General features: G+C 59.9%; 22 protein-coding genes. 13 read left to right on the top strand and 9 right to left on the bottom strand.

The annotated features are described in order from the left end of the window. Positions 1 to 2686 (bottom strand): ESPR-type extended signal peptide-containing protein (locus DLM46_RS13460; RefSeq protein WP_279635186.1); only part of this gene is annotated, 2686 nt, incomplete at its 3' end. 695 nt (positions 2687 to 3381) lie between these two features. Between DLM46_RS13460 and DLM46_RS13465 the strand changes: the two genes are divergently transcribed. From DLM46_RS13465 to DLM46_RS13520, 12 genes are all read left to right on the top strand, one after another. Beyond that, positions 3382 to 3657, top strand: coding sequence for a Flp family type IVb pilin (locus tag DLM46_RS13465; RefSeq protein WP_115101265.1), 276 nt, complete (start codon positions 3382 to 3384; stop codon positions 3655 to 3657). Between the two features lie 25 nt (positions 3658 to 3682). Beyond that, a complete protein-coding gene (locus DLM46_RS13470) occupies positions 3683 to 5212 on the top strand; it encodes a pilus assembly protein TadG-related protein (RefSeq protein WP_115101266.1) in 1530 nt (509 codons plus the stop codon). Next, on the top strand, positions 5209 to 6096 hold the full coding sequence (locus DLM46_RS13475) for a hypothetical protein (RefSeq protein ID WP_115101267.1): 888 nt from the start codon (positions 5209 to 5211) through the stop codon (positions 6094 to 6096). The genes DLM46_RS13470 and DLM46_RS13475 overlap by 4 nt, the downstream gene beginning before the upstream one ends. Further along, complete coding sequence (locus DLM46_RS13480) at positions 6093 to 6818, top strand: hypothetical protein (RefSeq protein WP_115101268.1); 726 nt, start codon at positions 6093 to 6095, stop codon at positions 6816 to 6818. The genes DLM46_RS13475 and DLM46_RS13480 overlap by 4 nt, the downstream gene beginning before the upstream one ends. Position 6819: 1 nt before the next feature. After that, positions 6820 to 7026, top strand: coding sequence for a hypothetical protein (locus tag DLM46_RS13485; RefSeq protein ID WP_115101269.1), 207 nt, complete (start codon positions 6820 to 6822; stop codon positions 7024 to 7026). Between the two features lie 20 nt (positions 7027 to 7046). Then, the gene (cpaB, locus tag DLM46_RS13490) at positions 7047 to 8138 is read left to right on the top strand and encodes a Flp pilus assembly protein CpaB (protein ID WP_115101270.1); all 1092 of its coding nucleotides are present in this window, start codon (positions 7047 to 7049) and stop codon (positions 8136 to 8138) included. Between the two features lie 24 nt (positions 8139 to 8162). After that, entirely contained in the window at positions 8163 to 9854 is a 1692-nt protein-coding gene (locus tag DLM46_RS13495) for a type II and III secretion system protein family protein (RefSeq protein WP_115101271.1), read from the top strand. A gap of 20 nt (positions 9855 to 9874) precedes the next feature. Next, entirely contained in the window at positions 9875 to 11806 is a 1932-nt protein-coding gene (locus tag DLM46_RS13500) for an ATPase, T2SS/T4P/T4SS family (RefSeq protein WP_115101272.1), read from the top strand. A 10-nt stretch (positions 11807 to 11816) separates the two neighbouring features. Then, positions 11817 to 12665 (top strand): type II secretion system F family protein, encoded by an 849-nt coding sequence (locus tag DLM46_RS13505; protein ID WP_115101273.1) that lies wholly within the window; start codon positions 11817 to 11819, stop codon positions 12663 to 12665. 3 nt (positions 12666 to 12668) lie between these two features. Next, on the top strand, positions 12669 to 13550 hold the full coding sequence (locus tag DLM46_RS13510) for a type II secretion system F family protein (RefSeq protein WP_115101274.1): 882 nt from the start codon (positions 12669 to 12671) through the stop codon (positions 13548 to 13550). After that, the gene (locus tag DLM46_RS13515) at positions 13547 to 13897 is read left to right on the top strand and encodes a DUF192 domain-containing protein (RefSeq protein WP_115101275.1); all 351 of its coding nucleotides are present in this window, start codon (positions 13547 to 13549) and stop codon (positions 13895 to 13897) included. Before DLM46_RS13510 ends, DLM46_RS13515 begins: the two co-directional genes overlap by 4 nt. A gap of 89 nt (positions 13898 to 13986) precedes the next feature. Further along, complete coding sequence (locus DLM46_RS13520) at positions 13987 to 14727, top strand: TadE family protein (protein ID WP_115101276.1); 741 nt, start codon at positions 13987 to 13989, stop codon at positions 14725 to 14727. Positions 14728 to 14914: 187 nt separating this feature from the next. Here DLM46_RS13520 and DLM46_RS40250 read toward each other — a convergent pair whose 3' ends face one another. Then, positions 14915 to 15139 (bottom strand): hypothetical protein, encoded by a 225-nt coding sequence (locus tag DLM46_RS40250; protein WP_244306181.1) that lies wholly within the window; start codon positions 15137 to 15139, stop codon positions 14915 to 14917. Here DLM46_RS40250 and DLM46_RS40255 point away from each other — a divergent pair. After that, a complete protein-coding gene (locus DLM46_RS40255) occupies positions 15126 to 15590 on the top strand; it encodes a lytic transglycosylase domain-containing protein (RefSeq protein ID WP_244306184.1) in 465 nt (154 codons plus the stop codon). The genes DLM46_RS40250 and DLM46_RS40255 overlap by 14 nt on opposite strands. Positions 15591 to 15624: 34 nt before the next feature. On the opposite strand, the gene DLM46_RS13530 is transcribed toward DLM46_RS40255, so the two are convergent. The 7 genes from DLM46_RS13530 to DLM46_RS13560 form a co-directional block, all read right to left on the bottom strand. Continuing rightward, positions 15625 to 16329 (bottom strand): Hpt domain-containing protein, encoded by a 705-nt coding sequence (locus DLM46_RS13530; protein ID WP_244306187.1) that lies wholly within the window; start codon positions 16327 to 16329, stop codon positions 15625 to 15627. 24 nt (positions 16330 to 16353) lie between these two features. Continuing rightward, positions 16354 to 16995: a response regulator transcription factor gene (locus tag DLM46_RS13535; RefSeq protein ID WP_115101277.1), complete on the bottom strand. Its 642-nt coding sequence runs from the start codon at positions 16993 to 16995 to the stop codon at positions 16354 to 16356. 91 nt (positions 16996 to 17086) lie between these two features. Next, positions 17087 to 17788, bottom strand: coding sequence for a hypothetical protein (locus tag DLM46_RS13540; RefSeq protein ID WP_244306190.1), 702 nt, complete (start codon positions 17786 to 17788; stop codon positions 17087 to 17089). 176 nt (positions 17789 to 17964) lie between these two features. Next, the gene (locus DLM46_RS13545; protein WP_115101278.1) at positions 17965 to 18804 is read right to left on the bottom strand and encodes an ABC transporter permease; all 840 of its coding nucleotides are present in this window, start codon (positions 18802 to 18804) and stop codon (positions 17965 to 17967) included. Positions 18805 to 18828: 24 nt separating this feature from the next. Then, positions 18829 to 20097 (bottom strand): ABC transporter permease, encoded by a 1269-nt coding sequence (locus DLM46_RS13550; protein WP_208866278.1) that lies wholly within the window; start codon positions 20095 to 20097, stop codon positions 18829 to 18831. A gap of 394 nt (positions 20098 to 20491) precedes the next feature. Continuing rightward, positions 20492 to 21541: an ABC transporter substrate-binding protein gene (locus DLM46_RS13555; RefSeq protein WP_115101280.1), complete on the bottom strand. Its 1050-nt coding sequence runs from the start codon at positions 21539 to 21541 to the stop codon at positions 20492 to 20494. A gap of 96 nt (positions 21542 to 21637) precedes the next feature. Next, on the bottom strand, positions 21638 to 22735 hold the full coding sequence (locus DLM46_RS13560; protein WP_115101281.1) for an ABC transporter ATP-binding protein: 1098 nt from the start codon (positions 22733 to 22735) through the stop codon (positions 21638 to 21640). Positions 22736 to 22855 lie beyond the last annotated feature (120 nt).

A 22855-nucleotide genomic window follows, 5' to 3' on the forward strand; every position in this document is an offset into this window, starting at 1 on the left:
CATTCGTCTGGCCGCGAGAGCCGAGCGCCAACGAATCAGCGCCTTGTGAATTAGCCTGGTAGCCAATCGCGACACCATTGTCGGCGTAGTTGGAAGTCGTCGCGCCGGATCCAATGACTGTCGCGTTCAAAGCCAGAGCTCCTGCTCTGGTGCCGACGGCAGTAGAGCCGGCACGCGCCGTAGCAGCACCGGCACCGACGGCCAGCGAGCCTTCGCCCAGTGCAGTCGTCGTAGGACCAATCGCCATCGCGTCTAGCGCGTTATCCGTAGACGTCGTAGTACCCACGGTGACATTTGAACTTACCGCGATGTAGCTGGTAACCGGCGTTGCTGCGCGAACCAGCAGCGACTTCACACCGGTCGACCGCTGCGCCACCTGCTGCGTGAGGGTATTCTGCAGTTCGGTCAGCTGAGCCAACGTCACAACGTCGCTGGGCGCGACGCCGTTAGCCACGTTCACGATGCGGCGTTCGGAGCCTTTCGATCCAACCGAAACCGTGTTCATCTGGGTAGTCGACGAGTTCGAGCCAATCGCCACCGAATTGGCGAACTGTGAGCGAGCGCCCGATCCCAAGGCCAACGAACCCGCCCCACTCGCATACGCTCCGCCACCGATCGCCACCGCTTCGCCGCTGGTCGCAAGCGCCGCGGCCGACGCCGACACCACCTTGATGTACTTGGTGGTATCGGTGATCGAGTTGTTGATCGTGCTGACCGAACTGTCTATGCCGGCAAGCGCCGCGCCGACATCGGCATACGTCCCGCTGCTTAGCTTGTAGCTCGGACGCGTCACCGTGCCGCTCGGGCTCACACTGGACCCACCACCCAGCGCGACCGCAACGCTGTTCGCTGTGCTGTAAAGTTGCGAACCGTTGACTGCGTCTGTGCTGTTCGAGGTGATCTGACCGGCTGCCACATTCGTCAAGCCAACTGCGGCCTTTGCGCCCGTGCCGCCGAGCGTCAAGTTATCGTGCGCCGACGTGTCATAGATAACTGCGTCCGGCGAACCGCCGCCCGGGATTTTGGCAAGCGCGGCATTCATTTGACCGAGGTTGACGGCGTCAGTGTCCTGCGTGCCTCTGAGAACGTTGGTGATCTGACGTTCCGAGCCGGCTGCACCGACCGACACGGTGTTCGGACGATCGGCCATGGAATTCGAACCTAGCGACACCGAGTTGTTTGCCTTCGCGATGGAAAAGCCGCCGATCGCTACCGAATCCGTACCGACTGCCGACGAATCGGCAAGCGTCGAATTGGTGTGGAAATACTTGACGCCGCGGTTGTAAATGCTCACCCCAATTTCGCCCACGTTGTTTGCCAACGCGTTCAGGTTCCGGTTCGTCGTGTACAACTGGCCACCGTTGACGGCGTCGGTACTCGAGGCCGACGAGATATCGCCAGGTGCCACATTTGTCAGCTTGACCGCATTCGCGTGGTTCGCACCGCCGAGCGTCACCGTGTCGCGCGCCGAGGTATCGTATGTCACCACGAGCTCTGATCCCGCGATACCGTTGCTCACGATGTTGTTGACGACGTTCGTCACGTTGGCAAGGTTGCTTGACAGGTTGGCGACGTTATTGGCAACGTTCGTCACGTTCTGGTTCGTCTGGTATAGCTGCGAACCGTTCACCGCATCCGTACTCCATCCGGATGAGATATCGCCGGCCGTCAAATTCGTGATCTTTGTGCCGGTTGCGCCCTTGAGCGTAATCAGGCTGGACGCGGAGCTGTCATACGTAACGGCATTCTCGGCAACGCCACCGCCGCCACCGCCGACGCTTGCGATCGCGGCATTCAGCTGATCGACGTTGACAGCATCGGTGCCCGCGGCGCCGGCTGTCACGTTGGTAATCTGTCTCGTGTACTGCGATTTGCCATCCGCTGACAGATAGCCGATCGACACCGTATCGCTACGGCTGGCAACCGAGCCCGCGCCCAGTGCAACCGCGTTGTCCGCAATCGCAACAGCGTTTGCTCCGTAAGCACTTGACCGGTTGCCGATCGCCATTGATGACGGTCCGGAAGCAACCGAGCTAGCTCCCTTGGCCTGGGCGTCGGTAGACCGATCGCTCGAAGGAGAGTTAGCCTGGAAATAACGCGTTCGCTGATACAGCTGATCTCCGTTCACCGCGTCCATGCTCGCCGACGACACGTTGCCTGCCGCCAACCCGGTGATCTTATGGCCGCTCAAGTTGACTTCATTGAGCATCGTGATGCCGCCCATACCCTTGAGCTCGAGGCGGCCATCGTCAAAACCGGTTACGCGGGCAGTTATGTTGTCGCTGTTGTAGCCATTTGCGCCGCTGTCGTCTGCCGAGTTATTCAACGAGAACGACATCCCGCTACTGCCATTGGCGCCGTGGCAGTCCATGAAACCGATGTTGCTTGACAGTGGCCCCCACGAAGACCCGACCCCACCGACCCCGCCAGGACATAACTCAAGACCGCCCTTCCCAGTGGTAGCCTGGGCCGCTGCCGTGCCCGGCAACATAGCCACGCCGAATGCCATGGCAATCGGCATAAATGCGGCCTTCAGCGGGGTGCCCGGACGGGCCGCCGCATCCCTGCCGGACGAGATCGCAGAGGAAGACGCTGTTCGCCCGCCGCAGCGCGCCTTTGCAGTTTCGGGCGCAGCCACCCACGTTCCGGATGCGTCGTTCCAGACGCTGATATACGACTTGTTCATAAATTCCCTAAAATCGGGCGAGCCCCGCTTGCAATTAGATTTATAAAACCGTGCCCTACTGGTTTCCGCAAAATTCCGCAAAAAATCGATCGAATACCTTAAGGTATCGACCTGGAGATTTCGCGCGTATTAAATCTAACTGGACGCCCTATCCCTAAAAATCAGGAAAATAGAAATTCGTGTCAGAATAATCCGAATCGATCTGAGATAATTCGCGAGCAGGCAATCCCCCGCGCCAGGCTTGAGTTCGCCATTTATTTACCCCAGCCGGGATCAAACGGCTCGCGAAGCTAATGTCGCGCCGTCGCAACAGGGATGCACCAAGACAAGAAATACAGTACATGCATGCGCCCGCCCTACGGCAAGCTGCACCACGTAGCTATGTCCCCAGGCGCCACCAGGCTGTAGCTCGCACCGGCACATTCATGCCAGGACGCTTGTCAGGCGATCGCCAATTTCTCGCCTGCCAAACAGACTATTTACGCTTTCGATCTCATGCGCATTTACACCAAAATCTTCAGAAATTTCCCACCAATATCTGCCGAGCCTACTTCTATACTTCGCACCGGCATTGTTTCCAGTGCGTTTTGAACAGAAAGTCTTCTAATTTATGTTTCCGTTAAAAGCGATAAGTCCGGCAAGGCCTCGCTCGGACAATATTCAATCCTTTTATAAATCAATTTTAAATAGGTACCATGAAAATTTCACATATTCGCCGTAAAAATAAGCAGCACGGTCAGGGCATGACCGAATACATCATCATCGTCGCGCTGATCGCCGTCTCGGCAATCGGTGTGTATTCGCTTTTCGGCAAAACCCTGCGTAATCAGACCGCCGGTCTCGCAATTGAAATGTCCGGCCAGGACGCTCAAGGCAACATCAAGCAGTCGCAAACCAACGCGGGCACGGCGACCACCAACGCCAACAAGACGAAGAACATGGGTTCGTATAACGACAGCAACAACAACTAATCTCGTCTGGTTAGCGAAATCAATCATGAACAGCTCTGCCCGCAAGGGCAGGGCCAGGGTCGCCGGCGCTAGCGGGCAGGCGCTGGTCCCTGCACTGATTTTTCTTCTGGTCGGCTGTATCGGCCTGTATGTGGCGTTCAACTCGTTCCAGATGACGAGCGCCAAGATCAAACTCCAGAACACCGCCGACGCAGCTGCGTACAGCGCCGCCGTGCTGCAGGCGCGCGACTACAATTTTTCGGCCTATACGAACCGGGCAATGGTCGCCAACCAGGTCACTGCCGCGCAAGTGGTCGCGTTGAAATCCTGGATCGACGAACTCGATGCGACGTACACCCCGTCACAGCTCGACCAGGCCATCAATAGATTGGCGGACCACCCGGCTCGATGGAGCACGCCTAAAAACGTTGGCAAAAATGATATTGCGCCCGTGCGCGCGGCGCTGGACGCGTTGCTGCCTACCGTGGCCACGGGCATCGGCACCCTCAACCGCGCGCTAAGCGCCGCGCAGGCTAACTACCACGCGGCGATCTTCAGCGCCGTGCCCGACGCCGCTGACGCCATCGCCCAGCAAAACCAGCCCGACACGCACGTCACCAGCGGATACTTCGTCAGCCCGCGCAACGCGGCACAGCTTGCAGCCTGGAGGTCCTACACGGCCACGATCACGCCTGCCGGCACAATCGGGACGGACGCTTTCGCCGATGTGGCGACGGATCCGAACACCCTCGACGGTTTCGTCAAGAATCGCGACTCCGTGCGCAGCGTCGCGCCCAATTTTCAGCAATTGGACGACACGGCCAACAATTTATGTGGCGCCAACAGCTCGCTCACCGTCTACGTCACGCATGACGGAGGTACCCAGCTACGGAGCGACAAATCGGGCTGGCAGTCCATCGATGCGAGCACTGCGCATCTGCGGATCAGTTGCATTGGCGCCCTTGAAGCCGAAGCCGGTTTCGGGGGTAGCGCGAACGGAAATATAACCAGTTTCATGACCCATCCGCCGTTCGCCGCGTGGCAAGACTGGCAAGGCTATGGCGGTTACTTCAACTTTGGGTATCAAGGGAGTTCCAGTCCTGGATGGCAGGTGCCCGATGCGATGGCGGAACAGTTCCGCCGAGGGCCCGGCCATTCACTCGACGCGACTAACGGCGGCCTGTTGCCCTACCAGAACCTGACCGGCACGCCGATGCTCAACGCCGCTCCGCGCATCACCATCGAAGTCACGCGCAACAGCAACACGTTGGTCAAGACAGTGGACCTGCGCGGCGGCGGACGGATGGCCGTTGACGACAACGCTGCCGGCGGTGCAATGCGGGCGCTGTCGAGCGCCAATGCCTATTTCGTGCGTCCCGACGAGACGTCGTCCGGCTCTTCGATCATCGGCGGTCTGATGAACGCCGGCCAATGGGCGCGCGCCGATCGCAAAACCGAATACCCGAGTCTGTTCAGTCCTTACTGGCAAGCCACGCTTGCACCGGTCAGCGACAGCGAACGCGCGGCGGCTCAGGCAAACCAGATTTCGACAGCCACTCAGGCTCGCAAGCCATGAAGCGATTCGACACGAGAAAGCCCTCACAGGCTGGCCAGGCGATGGTGGAATTCCTCGTCTCCATGACACTGGTCATGAGCGCGCTGTTGCTCGGCATCGTGATGCTTGGCAAGTTCAACGACATCCGCAACCGGACGCTGATGGGCTCACGCTACGTCGCGTGGGAACGCACCGTGTGGTCGAACACCGATCCCAAAAAGAATCTCGTCAGCGATCCGACTACCGCCGAGGGCTGGTCGAGTACCTACGGTAGTGGGGCATTGACTGCGAGCAAGGTGGATTCCGAGCTCGACAGCGAGGTGACGCAACGCGTCCTGGCACGCGACAATTCGCCGATTTCCAGTACCGACCGGAAGCAAACCAGATTGGCTGCCACCCAGCCGGCCATGTGGAACGATTACGGCGGCAAACCTCTGCTGGCAACGGCAGGCGACGTTGTGGTCAGCACCAGCGCGGGCGCCGATCCTGCGAGCAGTCAGACGCGCTACGCCGTTAATCCGTTTGGCACCATGGCAACCGGAACCGGTGGCCAATACCAGTCGCAACTCAGCCTGCCGACGCGCACGCTGCAATCCGGCACGCTCAGTATTTCGATCGCGCAGGACAGCGACGTACTTAAGCGTCTGTGGCCTAAAGATAACTTGTTGCCGGCATTCAGCGGCCTGACCTTCTCCGACACGAACGTGCTGATGGCAAATACCTGGGTTCCTGACGGTACGGACAGCAACAAAGCCGTATTCAGCCAGGCGGTGCCCGCTGCCAACGTCGTGCTGGTCCAACCATCCGGATATCTGGGTCTACGAAAGTACGCGCCCGAGATTTCGTCGCTCGAGTTCGGCCGTGTTCGACAAGACGTCGTACCGCCCAACCGCCTAAGTCCATGAAGCGTTTCAATGCTCTCGCCCGAGGCGGTCGTCTGGTTGTCACGCTGTTCGCCACCCTGGCTTCCGGCACGGCCCTGGCCGGCACCGCGTGCAACAAACAACCCGTACAACCACAAAGCATCCAGGCTTTCGGTCGGGACATGATCGTGAACGGCGTGCCCACATCGGTTGTCGGCATGCAGTTCAGTGGTGCGCCGAGCGATGTCGCGGAGGCGTTTCGCGAATACTGGAAAGCCGAAGATGTGCCGTCGAAAAACCGGAGCAGCGCCTCCGGGATTCTGCTCAGCGCGCTCGACGATCAGTGCCTCTATGTACTCACTATCCCGCCTCAACCAGACGGTGCGCACACGCGAGCAATGATGAGCGTCATCAAACTCAGCAGCAATCAGGCAATCCATCGAATCCCGGATTCGGCCGTCCCGCTGCCCGAGAGTAGCAAGATCGTGTCGGACGTCGAGAGCCGCGATCCCGGGCAAACCGGGCGCACGTGGCTGCTCGATGTGCCGGGAGAAGCACGCTGGAACGCGCAGCGCTATCGCAACAGGCTTGCAGCGCAGGGATGGTCGAGCCTCGGCCGTCAGCCGGACTATCAGTCTGCCGGCGCTCCGTCCGCGCACGGCACGGCATTCGCTATGCAACGCGGCAGCGACAGCGTGGACGTGAGCTTTTCAGATCGCGATGGAAGAACCGTCGCAGTCGTCAACGCAACAAGGAACCGTTGAGATGCAACACGCAGGAATCTTCAGGCGCCTTGTGGCGCGGCGCGGTCGGCAGCATGGCCAGGCCTACGCTGAGTACCTCGTCGTCGCAACCGCTCTCGTCTGCATTCTGCTGATAGCAGCAGGCGACACCATCGCGCCGTTTACAGCCCTCGTCCTGAGCTTCAAGTCGGTTTTTAGCGCTTATAGCTTCACCCTCTCGCTTCCCTGATCCGCAAGGATCAAATCGTTATGCTTAAAAAAATCAAACTTCGCTCGCTCCTTGGAAATTCCTGGATATTGCTCTTCCTTGCTGTATTGGTCGCCGGTGGTCTGACGTTTCTCCTGTACAAGTACCTGACCGACCGTGAGAACAAACTCAAGGCCGAGATGGCCGCGCGTCGCGTACGCGCCAGCGTAGAGGTCGTCGTGCCGGCACAGGACGTTCCAGTCGGCACGCCGCTGTCGAGCAGCGATTTCGTCGCCCGCGAGATTGCGCCCGATCTGGTTTACGACGACATGATCCGCGTGGATAGCTTCCAGCAGTACCGCGCTTCGCACCTCGTCCGACCGGTACGTCGCGGCTTGCCTTTGCGCGCCGGCGACATTGACTCGCTAAGTGGCCGCGATTTTTCCGACATTGTTCCAGCCGGCCAGCGCGCGGTCACTGTGGACATCGATACCGTCAACTCGACAGCACTGATGCTCCGCCCAGGTAACCGAGTCGATGTGTACTGGGTCGGCAAAGTCTTCCACCAAAATCAGGCCTCGGACGAAAAGAAAGCGGCCCAACTGATCATGCCGAATGTACTGGTTCTCGCGACCGGCCAGGACATGCGCCCGCGCGACGCAGGCGAGGCGGAGCTGCAAGACCAGCCGAACGCCAACAGCAGCGCCATGAGCCGGCAGCAAGGGATGGGCTACACCACCGTGACATTGCAGGTTCCGGTGGATGATGTCCCGCGCATTGCCCTTGCACAAAAAATCGGTGGCTTGCGCATCATTTTGCGCAATTCAGACGACAAAGGTGCGGACGGGCCGCTGCTGGTGAAAGAAAGCGACGTGTTCATGGACCCGGATCGAGGAACGACTACTGGCACCGATCCCGTAGGTCAGGTCGTGGAAGTCATTTCGGGTGGCGGCGCGAGCAACAGCGTGCTCGTTCCCCAAAGCGCGCCGTCCGCTTCCGCGAAGGAAACGCCGGCCGCTGCGCCTGGGCCCGCTGACCCGGCTCAACCCACGCCGGCATTACCCGCGCGTCAGCCGAGCCTCCACGAGCAGGCCAACGCCATTGCCCAACAACTGCAGAAAGCCGTAGCGCCCCGCACGTCGAAGCAGAACTAAAGTATCGAGACCAGGTTTCACACCATGAAAGTCAAACGCTATGCGACCCAATTGCGTCGCCGGGTCCCGCCGTCCCTTCTCATCGGCATGTTGTTATGCGAGGCCGCTCCCGCTGCGCTCGCTCAAGCCGCGTATCCGTCCACCAGGGACGATGCTTCGGCCAGCACCGGTGTGCTCGAAATGTTTCGTGGCGAAGTCCGCATCCTGCGTCTGCCCGGCACGATCAAGCGCATCGCGATCGGCAACGGCAAGCTGATTACCGCGAATGTGGTCGACGGCAGCCTGATGCTGCTCGGCGAGCAGGACGGCATTACGTCGCTCGTGGTGTGGAACGAAAAGGGTATCGCTCTCCAAACCACTGTGCGAATCGCCAAGTCCGAGGTGAACGTTTCGCTGCAACAGCTGCGTGCCGTGTTGAAATCGGTGACTGGATTGCGTATCGAGGCGATCGGCTCGAACATCGTATTGTCCGGTGTCGTGCACCGCGACATGGCGGGGATCGTCAAGTCCGCCACGCAGGACATGAAGAACGTGATCGACACCACCACCATCGACGAGGGTGATGCGCTCAAGAAGACGATTCACTTCAAGGTACAGATCATGGAGGTCACACGCAATGCTCAGAAGAAACTCGGCATTGCCTGGGACAGCAGTTTCAAGGGACCGCAGATCGCCGGTTCAACGAGCATCGCCACGGGTGCCGCAAAAGCCGTCACCGCGGGAACGGACTTCTTCTTCGCAGGCCTTGCCTCTAACATCGCCTCACAGATCAACTTCGCTATCGGCAACGGCGACGCGTACATTCTCGCGGCGCCAGAACTGAATACGAAGAGTGGGGGCACCGCAAGCTTCCTCGCGGGCGGCGAAGTACCGGTCCCGCAATCCGGCGCACTGGGCACGACCAATGTCGAGTATAAGAAATACGGCATCAAGCTCAACATCATTCCCGTTGTTGATGCGAACAACATCATCTCCGCGCATCTGACAACCGAGATCAGTCAGATCGATCCCACCGTCACGTATGCCGGGTTGCCGGGTTTCCTGACTCGCAGCACGAGTTCGGATATTTCGATGCGCCCGGGCGAAACACTCGCTATCTCAGGACTGGTGAGCGCAGACGCGGTCAACTACAGCAACGGTATGCCGTTCCTCGCCCAATTGCCCATCCTGGGTCATCTGTTCCGTTCAGACAGCTTCCGCGCCAAGAAGAGCGACCTCGTGATCTTCGTGACGCCTGTCATCTCCGATCCAGAGCTTTCACCCAACACCGAGTTGCTGGCGCGCGCCGACAAGATGGATCAGCGATATCGTCAGGAGTACGGTCACCCGAACCCGCTTGATTCCGATGAAGAGAAGGCCGCGGAAATGCCTGCCCCGCGTCAGCCGATCGCGCCGACACCCGCCCTGCCCCCCGCGCCGATCCGTAGCACGCCGCTGCGGATGCCCACAGAGCCGCAAGCGCCCATGTCCGCTCCGGTTCCGCAGCAGCCGCTGCCACAGGCCGCGCCGGAGCGCGACCGGAACGCGTCGGAGCAATCCTCCGCGCCACAGCCGCCCGTCAGCGAGCCGCCGGCTGGGGTCGCCGAAGCCCTGCGCATGCTGAACGCCGCCCAGCAGCCGCCCGCGGCGCCGCCTTCGCCGACAGCCCCGGCGCAGCCAGCCGGCAACGGCAAGCTGCCGCCGCAGGTCGGCGTTCTCGGCAACGCGGGCAACTGAGTGGATAGGGGGAAAATCAAATGCTCAATTTGCAAGTCCACACTCGCCATGCGCCCATGCGCGCTTTCGAAATCGACCAGGGCTGCACGATCGGCAAGGGTGCCAGTTGCGACATCACGGTCAAAGGCCTGCTGATCGGCAAGCTGCAAGCTCGCATCGTGCGTGAAAACAACGCCTACTACATCGAAGATCAAGGCGGGATCGCAGCGACACTCGTCAACGGTTCGCCAATCACGCGCTACGGTCCACTCGCCGAAGTGGACCAGATAGAAATCGGCACGACAACGATAAAAATCGTTCGCGCAACGACCGCGGCCCAAGCCGCGCAAACGGCAGCGACAGCGGCGCGTCCGGTCGATCATCCAGCGTCGCACGCTGCGCAGCCGGAGACGAAGCCGCCGACGTACGCTCAGTCATCCTACGCACACGGAGCGGCCCTCCCGGATGCCGGCTCGTCGTACTCATCGAACCCTGCGTCGCCATTGCCTGCCGTATCGCATCCCGATCACACCGTTCAGCTCCTGCCGGCTGGCGAGACGCGCAACGACCTCCGATCGTCCACGCCACACTCGAGTGTTCACACGGCTGACGCCTCGACTATTCAGGTTGCGCCGGGCACACAAGCCGTGCGTGCAATCAAGGCAGCGGCGTCTGGACTGCCGGTTGCGCCGATCAACAGTCCACTCGGCATCGAACTGCGCAAGCAGGCACACATGAGGGTCATTGCGGCGCTCGACTTGCGGCGTCTGAACGTCGCCCGCATGGAAGACGACGAACTGCGTAAAACCGTCAGCACGGCGCTCGACGAAATTCTTAACCATGACACCAGCTTCCGTACCGCGGACATCCCGCTCGAAATCCTGAAGAAAAGCGTCTTCGATGAAATTATCGGTCTCGGTCCGCTCGAAGAGCTGATCGCGGATCCGAGCGTGTCGGAAATCATGGTCAACTGCCATGACGAAATCTTCATTGAGCAGGCGGGACGGTTGACCCGTTCGCCGGTGATATTCACCGACGACCGCGCAGTGCTTGGCGCGATTGAACGCATTGTTGCGCCGGTTGGCCGCCGCATCGACGAAAGCTCGCCAATGGTAGACGCGCGTCTCTCTGACGGTTCACGCGTGAACGCAGTGATTCCTCCGCTGGCATTGAAAGGGCCCAGCCTGACCATCCGGAAGTTTTCCAGGCGCAAGCTCGTCGGCGAGGATCTGATCAGCTTTGGTTCGATGTCACCTGAAATGCTCGAGTTTCTGCATACGGCCGTCAAGCAGGGCGCGAACATCATCATCTCCGGCGGCACTGGCTCCGGCAAGACCACGCTGCTGAACGTACTGTCGAGCTACATCCCGGACGACGAGCGAATCGTCACTGTCGAGGACGCTGCGGAGCTGCAACTGTCACAACCGAATCTTGTTTCGCTGGAAGCGCGCCCTGCGAATATGGAAGGCAAGGGTGCGGTGCCCATCCGCGATCTCGTGAAGAACTGCCTGCGGATGCGTCCGGACCGGATCGTCATCGGCGAATGCCGGGGTGGTGAAGCGTTGGACATGCTGCAAGCAATGAACACCGGTCACGACGGCTCACTCACCACCGCACACGCGAACACCCCGCGCGACTGTATCGCGCGTCTCGAGGTGATGACACTGATGGCCGGTCTCGACTTGCCGGCACAGGCGATTCGTGAACAGATCTGTTCGGCGGTCGACATTATCGTGCAGCAGTCGCGCTTCTCTTGTGGTTCGCGTCGCGTGACGCACATCACCGAAGTCAGCGGCATTGAGTCGGGCACGATCACGCTTCAAGACGTATTCCTCTTCAAAGAGGAAGGGTTCGGCGAAGACGGCAAGATTCAAGGCAAGTTTATTCCCACCGCCTACATCCCCGACTTCTATCAGGAACTGATCCGCAGGCGCATTGATGTGAATACCGAAATATTCACGCGAACGGAGTGAGAGAGAAGCCATGAGTCTTCCCATCATCCTCGGACTGGCGTTCTTCGGCAGCGTCATCCTGATCTGGCTAATCACCCGGCTCGGCTCGTCATACCTTGCAGCCGGTTCACGGCAAATGGCAGGCGAAATCGAATCGTCACTCGCCGACGCCTTCGTGTTCGTCAACCGGCAGAAGATGGCCGCATGGAGCATGCTCGTCATCGTCGGTTTGCCGGTCATGGGTTTCCTGTTGAGCAGCAACATCCTGATCGCTTTCGCAACCGTGCCGGTCGCCGTGATGTTGCCCAGGAAGTACCTTGCGAGCATGCGCAAAAAGCGTATTGATACAGTCGAAAAACAATTGCCCGATGCGTTGCTGATGATGTCCGGCGCATTGCGAGCCGGCGCCAGCTTTCCCGCCGCGCTGGAAGCCGTCGTGAGTGAATCCGCCGCACCGATCTCGCAGGAGTTCGACCTCCTGATGCGGGAAATTCGTCTCGGCATCGATCTCGACATTGCGATGCGCAACATTGAAAAACGCATTCCGATTCCTGACTTGATGATGGCCACGGCCGCTGTCACCATCGCGCGTGAAGTGGGCGGGAACCTCGCTGAAACGCTTGAATCCGTCGCGCGCACATTGCGCGAGAAACTGCAGATGGAAGGCAAGATCAAGGCGCTGACATCACAAGGACGCATGCAAGGGATCGTGATGACCTGTCTGCCGCTGTTCCTGATGCTGGTCCTGCACTTTATGGAACCCAAGGCCATGGCGCCGCTTTTCAGTGAGCCAGTCGGCTGGGTTACCCTGGCTGTGATCGGCGTAATGGAAGTTCTCGGCTACGTGTCAATTTCCAGAATCACCAACATCGACGTGTAACTTATGCTGCTATTTATCGCTTTCGCCGTCAGTATCGGCGTACTTATCGTCGGCGTCGTCATGTTCAAGTCGGTCAATGGTCTGACTCGCGACATTCCTGTGGAGGATCGGCTCTATCTTGATCCACTGCCCAGGTCGCTGCGGATTCTGTGGCCGCTCGTCAATTTTGTCGTATTTCACTTCGGCAACAAATTCAGTCCCAAGCTCGTCGCAAAGACGGAATTGCAATTACGGCTGACGTCACTCACGTTCCTGATGAACGCGCAGCAGTTTCTGGCATTGTCCATTATCGGCGCGCTGGTGGCCTCGCTCGTCAGCTCGCTGCTGATGCTCGCGCTCGGCACGTTTTCGTTTTTTGTGCCGATCGGTGCGGCCCTGCTTGGTTACTTCTACCCGCGCATCTGGACACGGGGCGTCCGTCGGCGCCGTGTCGCGCAAATTCTCAAACAGTTGCCGATCTACCTGGACTTTCTGACACTTGCCGTCGAAGCAGGCCTGAATATCAACGGTGCACTGAAAAAGGCGGTCGAAAAAGGCCCTGAGGGTCCGTTGCGCCGGGAGCTCGAGCACGTGCTCCGAGACCTGAAATCCGGTCTGAACCGTACCGAAGCGCTCCGCCGTCTGGAAGACCGGTTGCGCATCAAGGAAGTGACGAACCTCGTCGGCGCGGTTGTGCAGGCCGAGCGCATGGGCTCCGGACTGGCGAAGTCATTGCGTTTCCAGTCCGAACAGCGCCGCTCGGAACGCTTCCAGCGAGCCGAAAAGCAGGCCATGGAAGCACCGGTCAAATTGGTGTTTCCGCTGCTCGTGTTCATTTTCCCGATCACCTTTATCGTGCTCGGTTTCCCGATCGCGATGAAATTCGTGCAGGAAGGTCTGCTGTGAAATTGACCCGCCTTCACGTTCGCGGACAGAATCTCGGCGTCAAGGTCTCAATCACGGAGACCGCGCGTGAGCGCATGCGCGGCCTGCTTGGCCATGATGATCTGCCGCACGACGAAGCATTGCTTCTGAAACGCTGCGGTTCAGTCCACACGTTCGGCATGCGCTTTCCGATCGACGTGCTGTTCCTCGACCGGCAGCAGCGCATCGTAGCGATCCATCACAGCGTGCCCAGACGGCGCATGCTGCTTGACCTTCGCGCAAGTCAAACCCTGGAAATGCCGGCAGGCATGGCCCTGCAGTTCCAGATCCTGCCTGGCGACACGCTTGATTTCGAGGACATCCAGTGATTGACCCATGTTTCATGTCGCGAAGCCTTACATCGCCTCGTGCAGGATCGATTCGAAGCGCACGCAGGCTCCGGCAGTCCGGTCAGTCGATGGCCGAGTTCATCGTCATCGCGCCCGTGCTGCTGTTCGTGTGCTTTGGCGTCATCCAGTTCGTGCTGCTCTATCAGGCTAAGTCGACGCTGGACGTCGCCGTGCTGGAGGCTGTTCGCGAAGGCGCGGTCAACAACGGCTCGATGAAGGCAATGCGGGCGGGATTGGCGCGCGGGCTTGCGCCTATCTACGCGCGTAATGCCAGTGCCGAGGGCGTCGCTGCTGCACTGACCCGTGCGCAATCGGATGCGGTCAACCTGAGCGCCATCACCATATTGAATCCCAATCCAGCAGCCGTGCGGGATTTCTCACAGCCGCGCGTGTATCAGGACCCAGCCAATCCGATGATGGAGATTCCCAACGATACCTTGATGTATCGCGATTCGCAGACGCCTGGACCGAACTCTCGCATGAACATTCAGGACGCAAACCTGCTGAAAATTCACGTGCACTACTGCTACGAGATGTACGTACCGTTGGTCAACAAGGTCATCTACTACGCGGCCAACATCATCGGCGGTATCGGTACGGGGGGCATTCTGACGCGCGAACCCGCCAATCTGGACAAGGATCCCTACGGTGCGCCAAAGAACGGTGACTATCTGTGCAAAACCAAACTTGTGGACGGAATCGAAACGAATCGCTGGTTGCTGTCGCTGGATTCGGAGGCAATGGTGCGCATGCAGTCGCCGTTCAGAGATTCAGCGGCGAACGACTCTCCGAATCCCACAGGTAACTAACGGTGCGCCGTCTGCACAAATGGCCGCCGGCCTCGCCCGAGGCCGCGCCCAGGCTGATTCGTCATGCCGCGGACAAGACGTTGCCGAAGGCACGACCCCATGCGTTGCTGCTTGCTGGTCTAATCATGGGATCGGCGTGCCTGTTAGACTGCGCGCGCGCCGCAGACGTCACAGCCGCGCGTGCTCGTCATATGTCCGGCGCGGTCATGATGATGGTCGGCGGGATGGCCAACTCGGACGACGCGGTCGAACCGGCCACGCCATCCATGTCGGCACAATCCGTCGTTTCGCCTGACGACTCCAGGCCGCTGTCCGTTGTCTTCCAGCCGGGTGCGGTTTCTTCAACGGCATCGACGCCGCGAGGTTCCGCCTCAGTCGCCTCTCGAGTTATGGCGCTCTTGCCGTTGATCAATGAAGCCGCTCGCGCAGCCAATGTGGACAGTGCGCTGCTGATGGCTGTAATCGACGTCGAGTCAGGCGGCGATCCACAGGCTGTCTCGCCCAAAGGCGCAACGGGACTCATGCAGTTAATGCCGGGCACAGGCGCACGGCATGGCGCGTCCGACCTGTTCGATCCTCTGCAGAATGTCAATGCGGGAGCGCGTTACCTGAAGCAACTGATGCGGCAATTCGGCGATCTGCAAGCCGCGCTTGCGGCTTACAACGCCGGCGAAGGCGCAGTGCAGAAGCATGGCGGGCAAATTCCGCCGTATCGGGAAACGGTGAATTACGTTCCCAAAGTTATCGATCGCTATTTCCGCTATCGGGATGCGATTTCATCGACGGCCACCATGCAGGAAAAGCCTTTATCAGGCAGCGTGATCGGGCGCCTCCTGCAGCTCCGTCAAACGGGTGGGGACTGACCCATACCAGCCCACCGGTTTGAGGGAATCGCGATTACCGGACCACCCCAAGCGATGTCTGAATCGACATATCGAGGCTTTCAAGCGTGGCGGCCGTCAGCGGTACGAGCGCTTTGATCAGTTCGACCTGCCGGTCCCGTGCCGCGGTTTCCAGACGCTTCAGTAACGCTGTCAAGCCGCCGCAGTCGAGCATGCGTGCCGATCCCGCGATTCGATGCGCCGCGCTGCGCACCTCATCCCACGCTTCGCGGCGATAGCTCTCGCACAATGTAGCGAGTCCAGCTCGATTGGTATCGATGATCAGGCGAAGCAAATGGGCGCCGGTGGCTTCGTCGCCGCAAGCGAGTTCGTCAACCTTGCCGCGCAGCGACCGGCGTTCAGTCGCGGTGAGCGCGATGTAGCGTTGCACGGCGAGCGCCTTGCATAAGGCGAGCTCATCGACCGGCGCAGTCAGAATGCCTTGGAATAGCGTCCCCAGTTCGGCGCGTGTTGCCTCAGAGATCTCGGCCGGCACGACGACAAATTTAATGCGGTCGGCCGGCATCGTGTCCCAATCCGTCGCCAACGCAGCGCCCTTGTCGTCCGCGGACCACTGCACAATGATCAGTTGAGGCGAGACAGAAACCATCGTTGTCGATATGTCAGAGCGTGGTATGAAGCCGAGACGTTCGAGCACGCCATTCAGTCCACTCGCCTGGCCCCAAGCTGCCTCTGCGCCAATCAAACTCACGTAATGCATGCTGTCTATCCGAACGGTTGGGTTTCACTGCGCCGACGCGATACGGCAGCGGCGCGCCAGATCGATCAGTTCGACGAGCGACCTGACACTCAGCTTTTGCATGATCCGCGTCTTATGGCTACTGACGGTCTTGTTGCTGACAAACAGCGCGTCGCCGATCGTCTTGTTCGACATGCCTCTGGAAAGCATTTGAAGAATGACGAGCTCCTTGTCCGACAGCAGCGCGAGCTTGTCTTCTTCACTTGCCGGACCATTATTCGGCGTCACGCCTGAGCCACTGCGCGTAACGGGGAATACCGTGTAGCCAGCCAGTACGGCTTCCACACCACGCAGGATCTCTTTCATTTCCTGCGACTTCCCCACAAAACCGTGGGCGCCGGAACGCATCGCCCGTGGGGCAAATGTCACGGAATCCTGGCCTGACAGCACCAGCACTCGGATCGAAGGATGCGCAAGCTTGAGACGCGGAATGACATCCAGTCCGCTGATACGTGGAATATCGAGGTCGAGTATCGCGAGGTCCGGTGCATGTTGCCGGGCCATTTCTACAGCGGCCTGTCCGTTGTCAGCCTCGAATACGTTTTCGACACCAAGCAGCTGCATGAGCTGCAGTCTAATAACCAGCCGAAATGCGGGATGGTCGTCGACAATCAGAATAGTGGACATGTATTTGTGTTCCTGATGAAAGCGCCCCTTGCGCGCGAAGGAGATGCCACGGCGTAGTCCCCTCCCGTTGCGCGCATACGCGTGCCGGGGTCTAGATAAAGGACAGGGAATCGGCGCTCAGCGTGATCTTTTGCGGCAGCTGCGCCGCAGTGGTCGGTTGAGGCTTTGCCTGGGCGCATTGCAATGCGGTCTCCGCCGATTTGCGCAAATTATCTTTAATCGCTGGCAAGCGCTTTTCGGCGGAAGTGAAATTGCGAACCCATGCGTCGTGCCCTGCTTGCATCAGTTCGACTTCTCCACACGCAAGGGGTCGTTGCGCGTCCGGACATTGCGCGATCTCAGCATCAGCCTTAATGGTATTGATGACTTGCCACAAATCGGGGCGCACCGTAGAGACGGTTCGCAAAGCCGGATTGGCCGCTGATAACGGTGTGCCGTTCTCAAGACCCATCGTGATCAATGCGGCCTGGCCGATTGCTTCTTCGACGAAGCCCCAATGGTCGTGAGCCTGCGACGTCTGCCGGCCCGCATCGATCCAGCATTGCGCCTTTGCGTGAAAATAGCTGTTTTTGTCGCCGGGCAGGTGATTGAGCCGCCGCTGCAGCGACAGCAGCGCCGCCTGGCTACCGGTGATAGGGGCGTAGGTGCTTAGCCACTGCCAGCTAGCCGCACCCGCAGCGCTGTCTTGCGAGGCGCCAAGGCCCGTTTTCAGCACCGTGACGTCTTCAATGCCGAGACGATCACGCGCGGCGTGATCCGCGCAGCCGGAAAGGAGCAGCGCGAACGCCAGCATCGTTAGCTGAAGGTTCATGGAATATCTGCGTCGAGCGCATCTTTATAAGAAGTCTCGGAGTATGAATAGACGCAGACTGAGGTGGAATCGGAAAAATCCTAGAATGACAACGGAAGTTTTCAGCACGACAGCTCATGCTCATGCCTATGCCGGACGGCATTTCCGCCGACCGACACTCAGGCTTTCACCGCGCGCGCCGCGTTCCTCCCGCGCAACCACTCCAACGCTAGCAACAGGCAGGTGGAAAACACGATCAGAATCGTCGCCAAAGCCGCAATGGTTGGGCTGATGTTCTCGCGAATGCCGGTGAACATCTGCCGCGGCAGCGTGGTTTGGTTCGCGCCCGCCAGAAACAGCGTCACAACCACTTCATCGAACGAAGTCGCGAACGCGAACAGCGCGCCCGAAATCACGCCCGGCGCGATCACCGGCAAGGTAATGCGAAAAAACGTCTTCACCGGATTCGCGCCCAGCGACAAACTGGCGCGCACGAGGTTGTAGTTAAAGCCCTGCAACGTCGCCGCCACCGTCGTCACGACGAACGGCACGCCGAGCGACGCGTGCGCGAGAATCAGTCCGATATACGTATTCGCGAGCCCAAGCGGCGCAAAGAACAGATACATGCCGACGCCGACCACCACCACCGGCACGATCATCGGCGAAATCAGAATGGCCATCAACAGCGCCTTGCCGCGGAAGTTCGCCTTGGTCAGGCCGATTGCGGCCAGCGTGCCGAGCACGGTCGCCACCACCGTCGCCGACGGCGCGACGATAAAGCTGTTCTTCGCCGCCATGCGCCATTCATCGGATGCGATCAGGTTCTGATACCAGCGTAGCGACCAGCCCGGAATCGGATACACCAGAAACGTACTGGACGAAAACGACAGCGGCACGATCGCCAGCACCGGCAGGATCAGATACAGCAGCGTGAGCACGGCAAGCGCGCGCAACGCGAAATACCACACGCGTTCAATCAATGACGTATGGGGCGCAAACAAGGGCTTGGCAAGTTTCATCGCGAGTAAGCTCCGTTCAGGCGATCAGCCGAGGCTCAGTGACGAGCGCGTAAAGCGCCCATAGATGACGTACAACACGAGCGTCGCGGCAAGCAGTAAACCGCCGAGCGCACACGCCATGCCCCAGTTGATCGTCACGTTCGTAAAGTACGCGACGTAGTAGCTGACCATCTGATCGTTCGGTCCGCCGAGCAGGGCCGGCGTGATGTAGTAGCCGATCGCCAGGATGAACACCAGCAACGCGCCCGCGCCGATGCCCGGATACGTTTGCGGCACGTACACGCGCCAGAACGCGGCGAACGGATGGCTGCCGAGCGACACAGCCGCGCGCTGGTAGGTCGGCGGGATCGACTTCATCACGCTGTACAGCGGCAGGATCATGAACGGCAGGAGGATGTGCGTCATCGAAATGTAGACGCCGGTGCGGTTGAACAGCAGCGCGAGCGGATCATGCAGCAGTCCGCTGCCGATCAGCGCCTTGTTCACCAGCCCTTCGCTTTGCAGAATCACGATCCACGCCGCGACGCGCACGAGAATCGACGTCCAGAACGGAATCAGCACCAGAATCATGACCAGATTCGCGCGACGGTCGGAGAGCGTCGAGATCCAGTAAGCGAGCGGATAGCCAAGCAGCAGCGCGAAGATCGTCACGACCACGCCAATCACGAAGGTGCGGCTGAATACGGTGAGATAAATCTGTTGGTCAGGATCGGTCGGGATGATGTGGCCGAACGCATCCTGCTTGTGATCGAGCGAAGCTAGCAGATAGAACGGCGAATACGTGCTGGAATTCTTCGCAATCGCCTGCCAGTAAGTAATGTTGTTCCAGCGTTCGTCGAGTTCAACGAACTTCGCATGGACCTGGGCAGGCGTGAGCGTCAACGGTTTGCTGTTGTCGTCGGCGAACGGCATGGCGTGTGCCGACTTCGCGATCAGCGAGCGATAGCCTGGAATCTCCACGTTCAGCCGTCGCGCCAGCGCACCCATGCCTTCGCTGTCCGCAATCGCGGTGAGGTCGACCGCCAACGCGGCATAAACCGCGTCAGGAGGAGGCGTCTTGCGGTCCCACCCGCTCAGTGTACTCAGCGTATGCGGCAATGCGCCGACCACTTCCGGATTCTGCGCGGCGCGTGTCAACAGCGCACCGATCGGCACCACGAAAATCAGCAGCAGAAAAATGGCGAGCGGCGCGATCAGCAGCAGCGCCATGGCGCGCTTCCTGGCTTCGGCGGCCTTCAGTTCGCGTTTGAGCCGAGCGCTCGACTCGGGCGTCGAATCCGCGGCAATCGTCATACTAGTCACACCCGTCTCCTGTCGATCGGAGTTAGCGTGTCGACCAGAGTTGGCGCTTTAGCGCCTACTCTGGTCCCATAGCGCTTACTCCGATCCCATGCAAAGCTGTCGACCAGAGTTGGCGCTTTAGCGCTTACTCTGGTCCCATGCTGAGGCTGCCTGGAGTTAGTGCTTCAGCACTTACTCCAGGCCCGCAGCGGTCGATCGGAGTTAGCGCTTTGGCTGTCGACCGGAGTTCACGCTTTAGCGTGTTACTCCAGTCCCATGCAAAGCGCTTACTCCGATCCCTGCATCAAGCCGTGCGCGCACATCGTTCAGATAGGCGCGCGTTGTGCTGCACCGATACGGCACGGCTTCACCAACAAAGAAACCGTGCCGCCTCATACGAGCCTGATTACTTCGAAGCCCACGACGAAAAACGCTGCTCCAGCTCATCGCCATGATCGGTCCAGAACGAGAGGTTCTGCAGCACGGCGTTCTTGCCGTTGGCCGGTGAATTCGGCAGATCGGCAAGCGTCTTCGCATCGAGCGACTTGATCGCCGCCACATTCACCGGACCGTAGGCGATGTGATGCGCGTATTCCGCCTGGGGCTTGGGCGAAATCGAATAGGCGATGTACTTCTCGGCCAGCGCCTTGTTCGGTGAACCCTTCGGAATACCCCAGTAGTCGAGGTCGTAAATGCTGCCGTTCCAGACCACCTTCAGGTTCTTGCCTTCCCGCTGCGCGGCGTCGATACGGCCGTTGTACGCGGTGGACATCACCACGTCACCCGCGACGAGGAACTGCGGCGGCTGTGCGCCCGCTTCCCACCACTGGATATTCGGCTTCAGTTCGTCGAGCTTCTTGAACGCGCGGTCCTGACCTTCCTTGGTGGCGAGCACCTTGTAGACGTCCTTCGGCGGCACGCCGTCGGCCATCAGCGCGAACTCCAGGTTGTAGCGCGCGCCCTTGCGCATCGCGCGCTTGCCCGGGAATTTCTTCACATCCCAGAAGTCGGCCCAGCCGGTCGGCGCGGTTTTCAGCTTGTCGGCGTTATAGGCGAGTGCCGTCGACCACACGAAGAAACCCACGCCGCAAGTTTGCGGCGCTTCCGGAATCAGATCCGACTTCTTGCCGATCTTCGACCAGTCGAGCTTCTCGTACAGCCCTTCGTCGCAGCCGCGGCCGATGTCGCCGGATTCGACTTCCACCACGTCCCAGTTCACATGCTTCGCTTCGACCATCGCCTTCACTTTGGCCTGCTCACCGTTGTATTCGACGGCGGTCACCTTGTTGCTGGTTTGCGCTTCGAACGGCTGATTGAATGCAGCCTTTTGCGCGTCGCCATTCGCGCCGCCGAAATTGACGACGGTCAGTTCGGCTGCATTGACCTGCGCGGCGCCCAGCGCGAGCGCCATGGCGCCGACAGCGATGGCGCAGCGCGATTTCCCGATCTTGCTCATGGTGTGTTGCTCTCCTTTGGTGGTTTGCTTCCAGCTAAGTACGATGCGACTTTTTTATGTGCTGCCTGCGTTGAACTACCCGTGCATCAAACGCGCTCACGCCCCTGCAAACACCCGCAGATGCTCGGGTGCGAACTCCAGCGCGACCGGCGCGCCGGGGGCGAAGCCCTCGAGTGCGTCGGTGCCGAGCGGCACCTTGACGAAGCACTCGTCCTGCTCCGGCAGGCCACAGCGCATGCGCACGTGGTCGCCGAAATAAATCAGTCCGCGCGCCTCGCCAGCCAGCGCGTTGGCGCCAGGGCGCGAGACCCCTGTGGCAAGCTTCATCCGCTCGGGCCGGATGCACGCCACCGCCGGCGTACCCGCCCGCGCGCCACCGATATTGCGGCCGGTAAGCCGCGTGCCGTCAATCAGATGAAACTCGCAGTACTCGCCGTCGACGTTCGCGATCGTACCGCGCAGCTTGTTGCTGTCGCCGATGAAGTTCGCCACGAACTCGTTGCAGGGCGATTCGTACAGCCGGTCGACGGTATCGAGTTGCTGCACGATGCCTTTGTCGAACACGGCGACGCGGTCCGACATGGTCAGTGCCTCGCCCTGGTCGTGCGTGACGTACACGAAGGTGACGCCGAGTTTCTCGTGCAATGATTTAAGTTCGTACTGCATGTGTTCGCGCAACTGCTTGTCCAGCGCGCCGAGCGGCTCGTCCATCAGCACGAGCTTCGGCTCGAACACCAGCGCCCGCGCCAACGCGATACGCTGCTGCTGGCCACCGGAGAGCTGCGCCGGATAACGTTTTGCGAAGCTCTCCATGCGCACCATCTTCAGCGCGTTATTCACGCGATGCGCGCGCTCTTCTGCCGAAAGCTTGCGTACAGTGAGCGGATACGCGACGTTCTGTTCGACCGTCAGATGCGGAAACAGCGCGTAGTTCTGAAACACCATGCCGATGTTGCGCTTATGCGGCGGCACGGTATTGAGCAGCGTGCCGTCCAGCCAGATCTCGCCGCCGGTGGGGAATTCGAATCCCGCCAGCATCATCAGACAAGTGGTTTTCCCCGAACCCGAAGGTCCGAGCAGCGTCAGGAATTCGCCCTGATAGATATCCAGATCGAGCTGTTTGACGACCAGCGTTTCGCCGTCGTACGTCTTGCGCACACCCCGAAAGCTGACGATCACGTCATCGGTTTTCATCGCCTAGTCTCCTCTGTCTGGCTGCTACGGTCCGGCTGGCTCCCTCGTCGAAACAAAGGGATCGCAACAATTGCGTGGCTCACTATAGTCCCTTACGGTTCTACAATATGGAACCATTTC

The sequence above is a fragment of the Paraburkholderia lacunae genome (assembly GCF_003353175.1).
Lineage (GTDB): Bacteria > Pseudomonadota > Gammaproteobacteria > Burkholderiales > Burkholderiaceae > Paraburkholderia > Paraburkholderia lacunae.

What these genes read in the sequence shown, in the direction of transcription:
- DLM46_RS13530 (WP_244306187.1), bottom strand. Translation starts at nt 16,329, where the DNA reads ATGCATTACGTGAGTTTGATTGGCGCAGAGGCAGCTTGGGGCCAGGCG.
- DLM46_RS13495 (WP_115101271.1), top strand. Translation starts at nt 8,163, where the DNA reads ATGAAAGTCAAACGCTATGCGACCCAATTGCGTCGCCGGGTCCCGCCG.
- DLM46_RS13470 (WP_115101266.1), top strand. Translation starts at nt 3,683, where the DNA reads ATGAACAGCTCTGCCCGCAAGGGCAGGGCCAGGGTCGCCGGCGCTAGC.
- DLM46_RS13485 (WP_115101269.1), top strand. Translation starts at nt 6,820, where the DNA reads ATGCAACACGCAGGAATCTTCAGGCGCCTTGTGGCGCGGCGCGGTCGG.
- DLM46_RS13540 (WP_244306190.1), bottom strand. Translation starts at nt 17,788, where the DNA reads ATGCTGGCGTTCGCGCTGCTCCTTTCCGGCTGCGCGGATCACGCCGCG.
- DLM46_RS13465 (WP_115101265.1), top strand. Translation starts at nt 3,382, where the DNA reads ATGAAAATTTCACATATTCGCCGTAAAAATAAGCAGCACGGTCAGGGC.
- DLM46_RS13545 (WP_115101278.1), bottom strand. Translation starts at nt 18,804, where the DNA reads ATGAAACTTGCCAAGCCCTTGTTTGCGCCCCATACGTCATTGATTGAA.
- DLM46_RS13550 (WP_208866278.1), bottom strand. Translation starts at nt 20,097, where the DNA reads ATGACGATTGCCGCGGATTCGACGCCCGAGTCGAGCGCTCGGCTCAAA.
- DLM46_RS13480 (WP_115101268.1), top strand. Translation starts at nt 6,093, where the DNA reads ATGAAGCGTTTCAATGCTCTCGCCCGAGGCGGTCGTCTGGTTGTCACG.
- DLM46_RS13505 (WP_115101273.1), top strand. Translation starts at nt 11,817, where the DNA reads ATGAGTCTTCCCATCATCCTCGGACTGGCGTTCTTCGGCAGCGTCATC.
- DLM46_RS13475 (WP_115101267.1), top strand. Translation starts at nt 5,209, where the DNA reads ATGAAGCGATTCGACACGAGAAAGCCCTCACAGGCTGGCCAGGCGATG.
- DLM46_RS13500 (WP_115101272.1), top strand. Translation starts at nt 9,875, where the DNA reads ATGCTCAATTTGCAAGTCCACACTCGCCATGCGCCCATGCGCGCTTTC.
- DLM46_RS13520 (WP_115101276.1), top strand. Translation starts at nt 13,987, where the DNA reads ATGGCCGAGTTCATCGTCATCGCGCCCGTGCTGCTGTTCGTGTGCTTT.
- DLM46_RS13555 (WP_115101280.1), bottom strand. Translation starts at nt 21,541, where the DNA reads ATGAGCAAGATCGGGAAATCGCGCTGCGCCATCGCTGTCGGCGCCATG.
- DLM46_RS13510 (WP_115101274.1), top strand. Translation starts at nt 12,669, where the DNA reads ATGCTGCTATTTATCGCTTTCGCCGTCAGTATCGGCGTACTTATCGTC.
- DLM46_RS13560 (WP_115101281.1), bottom strand. Translation starts at nt 22,735, where the DNA reads ATGAAAACCGATGACGTGATCGTCAGCTTTCGGGGTGTGCGCAAGACG.
- cpaB (WP_115101270.1), top strand. Translation starts at nt 7,047, where the DNA reads ATGCTTAAAAAAATCAAACTTCGCTCGCTCCTTGGAAATTCCTGGATA.
- DLM46_RS13535 (WP_115101277.1), bottom strand. Translation starts at nt 16,995, where the DNA reads ATGTCCACTATTCTGATTGTCGACGACCATCCCGCATTTCGGCTGGTT.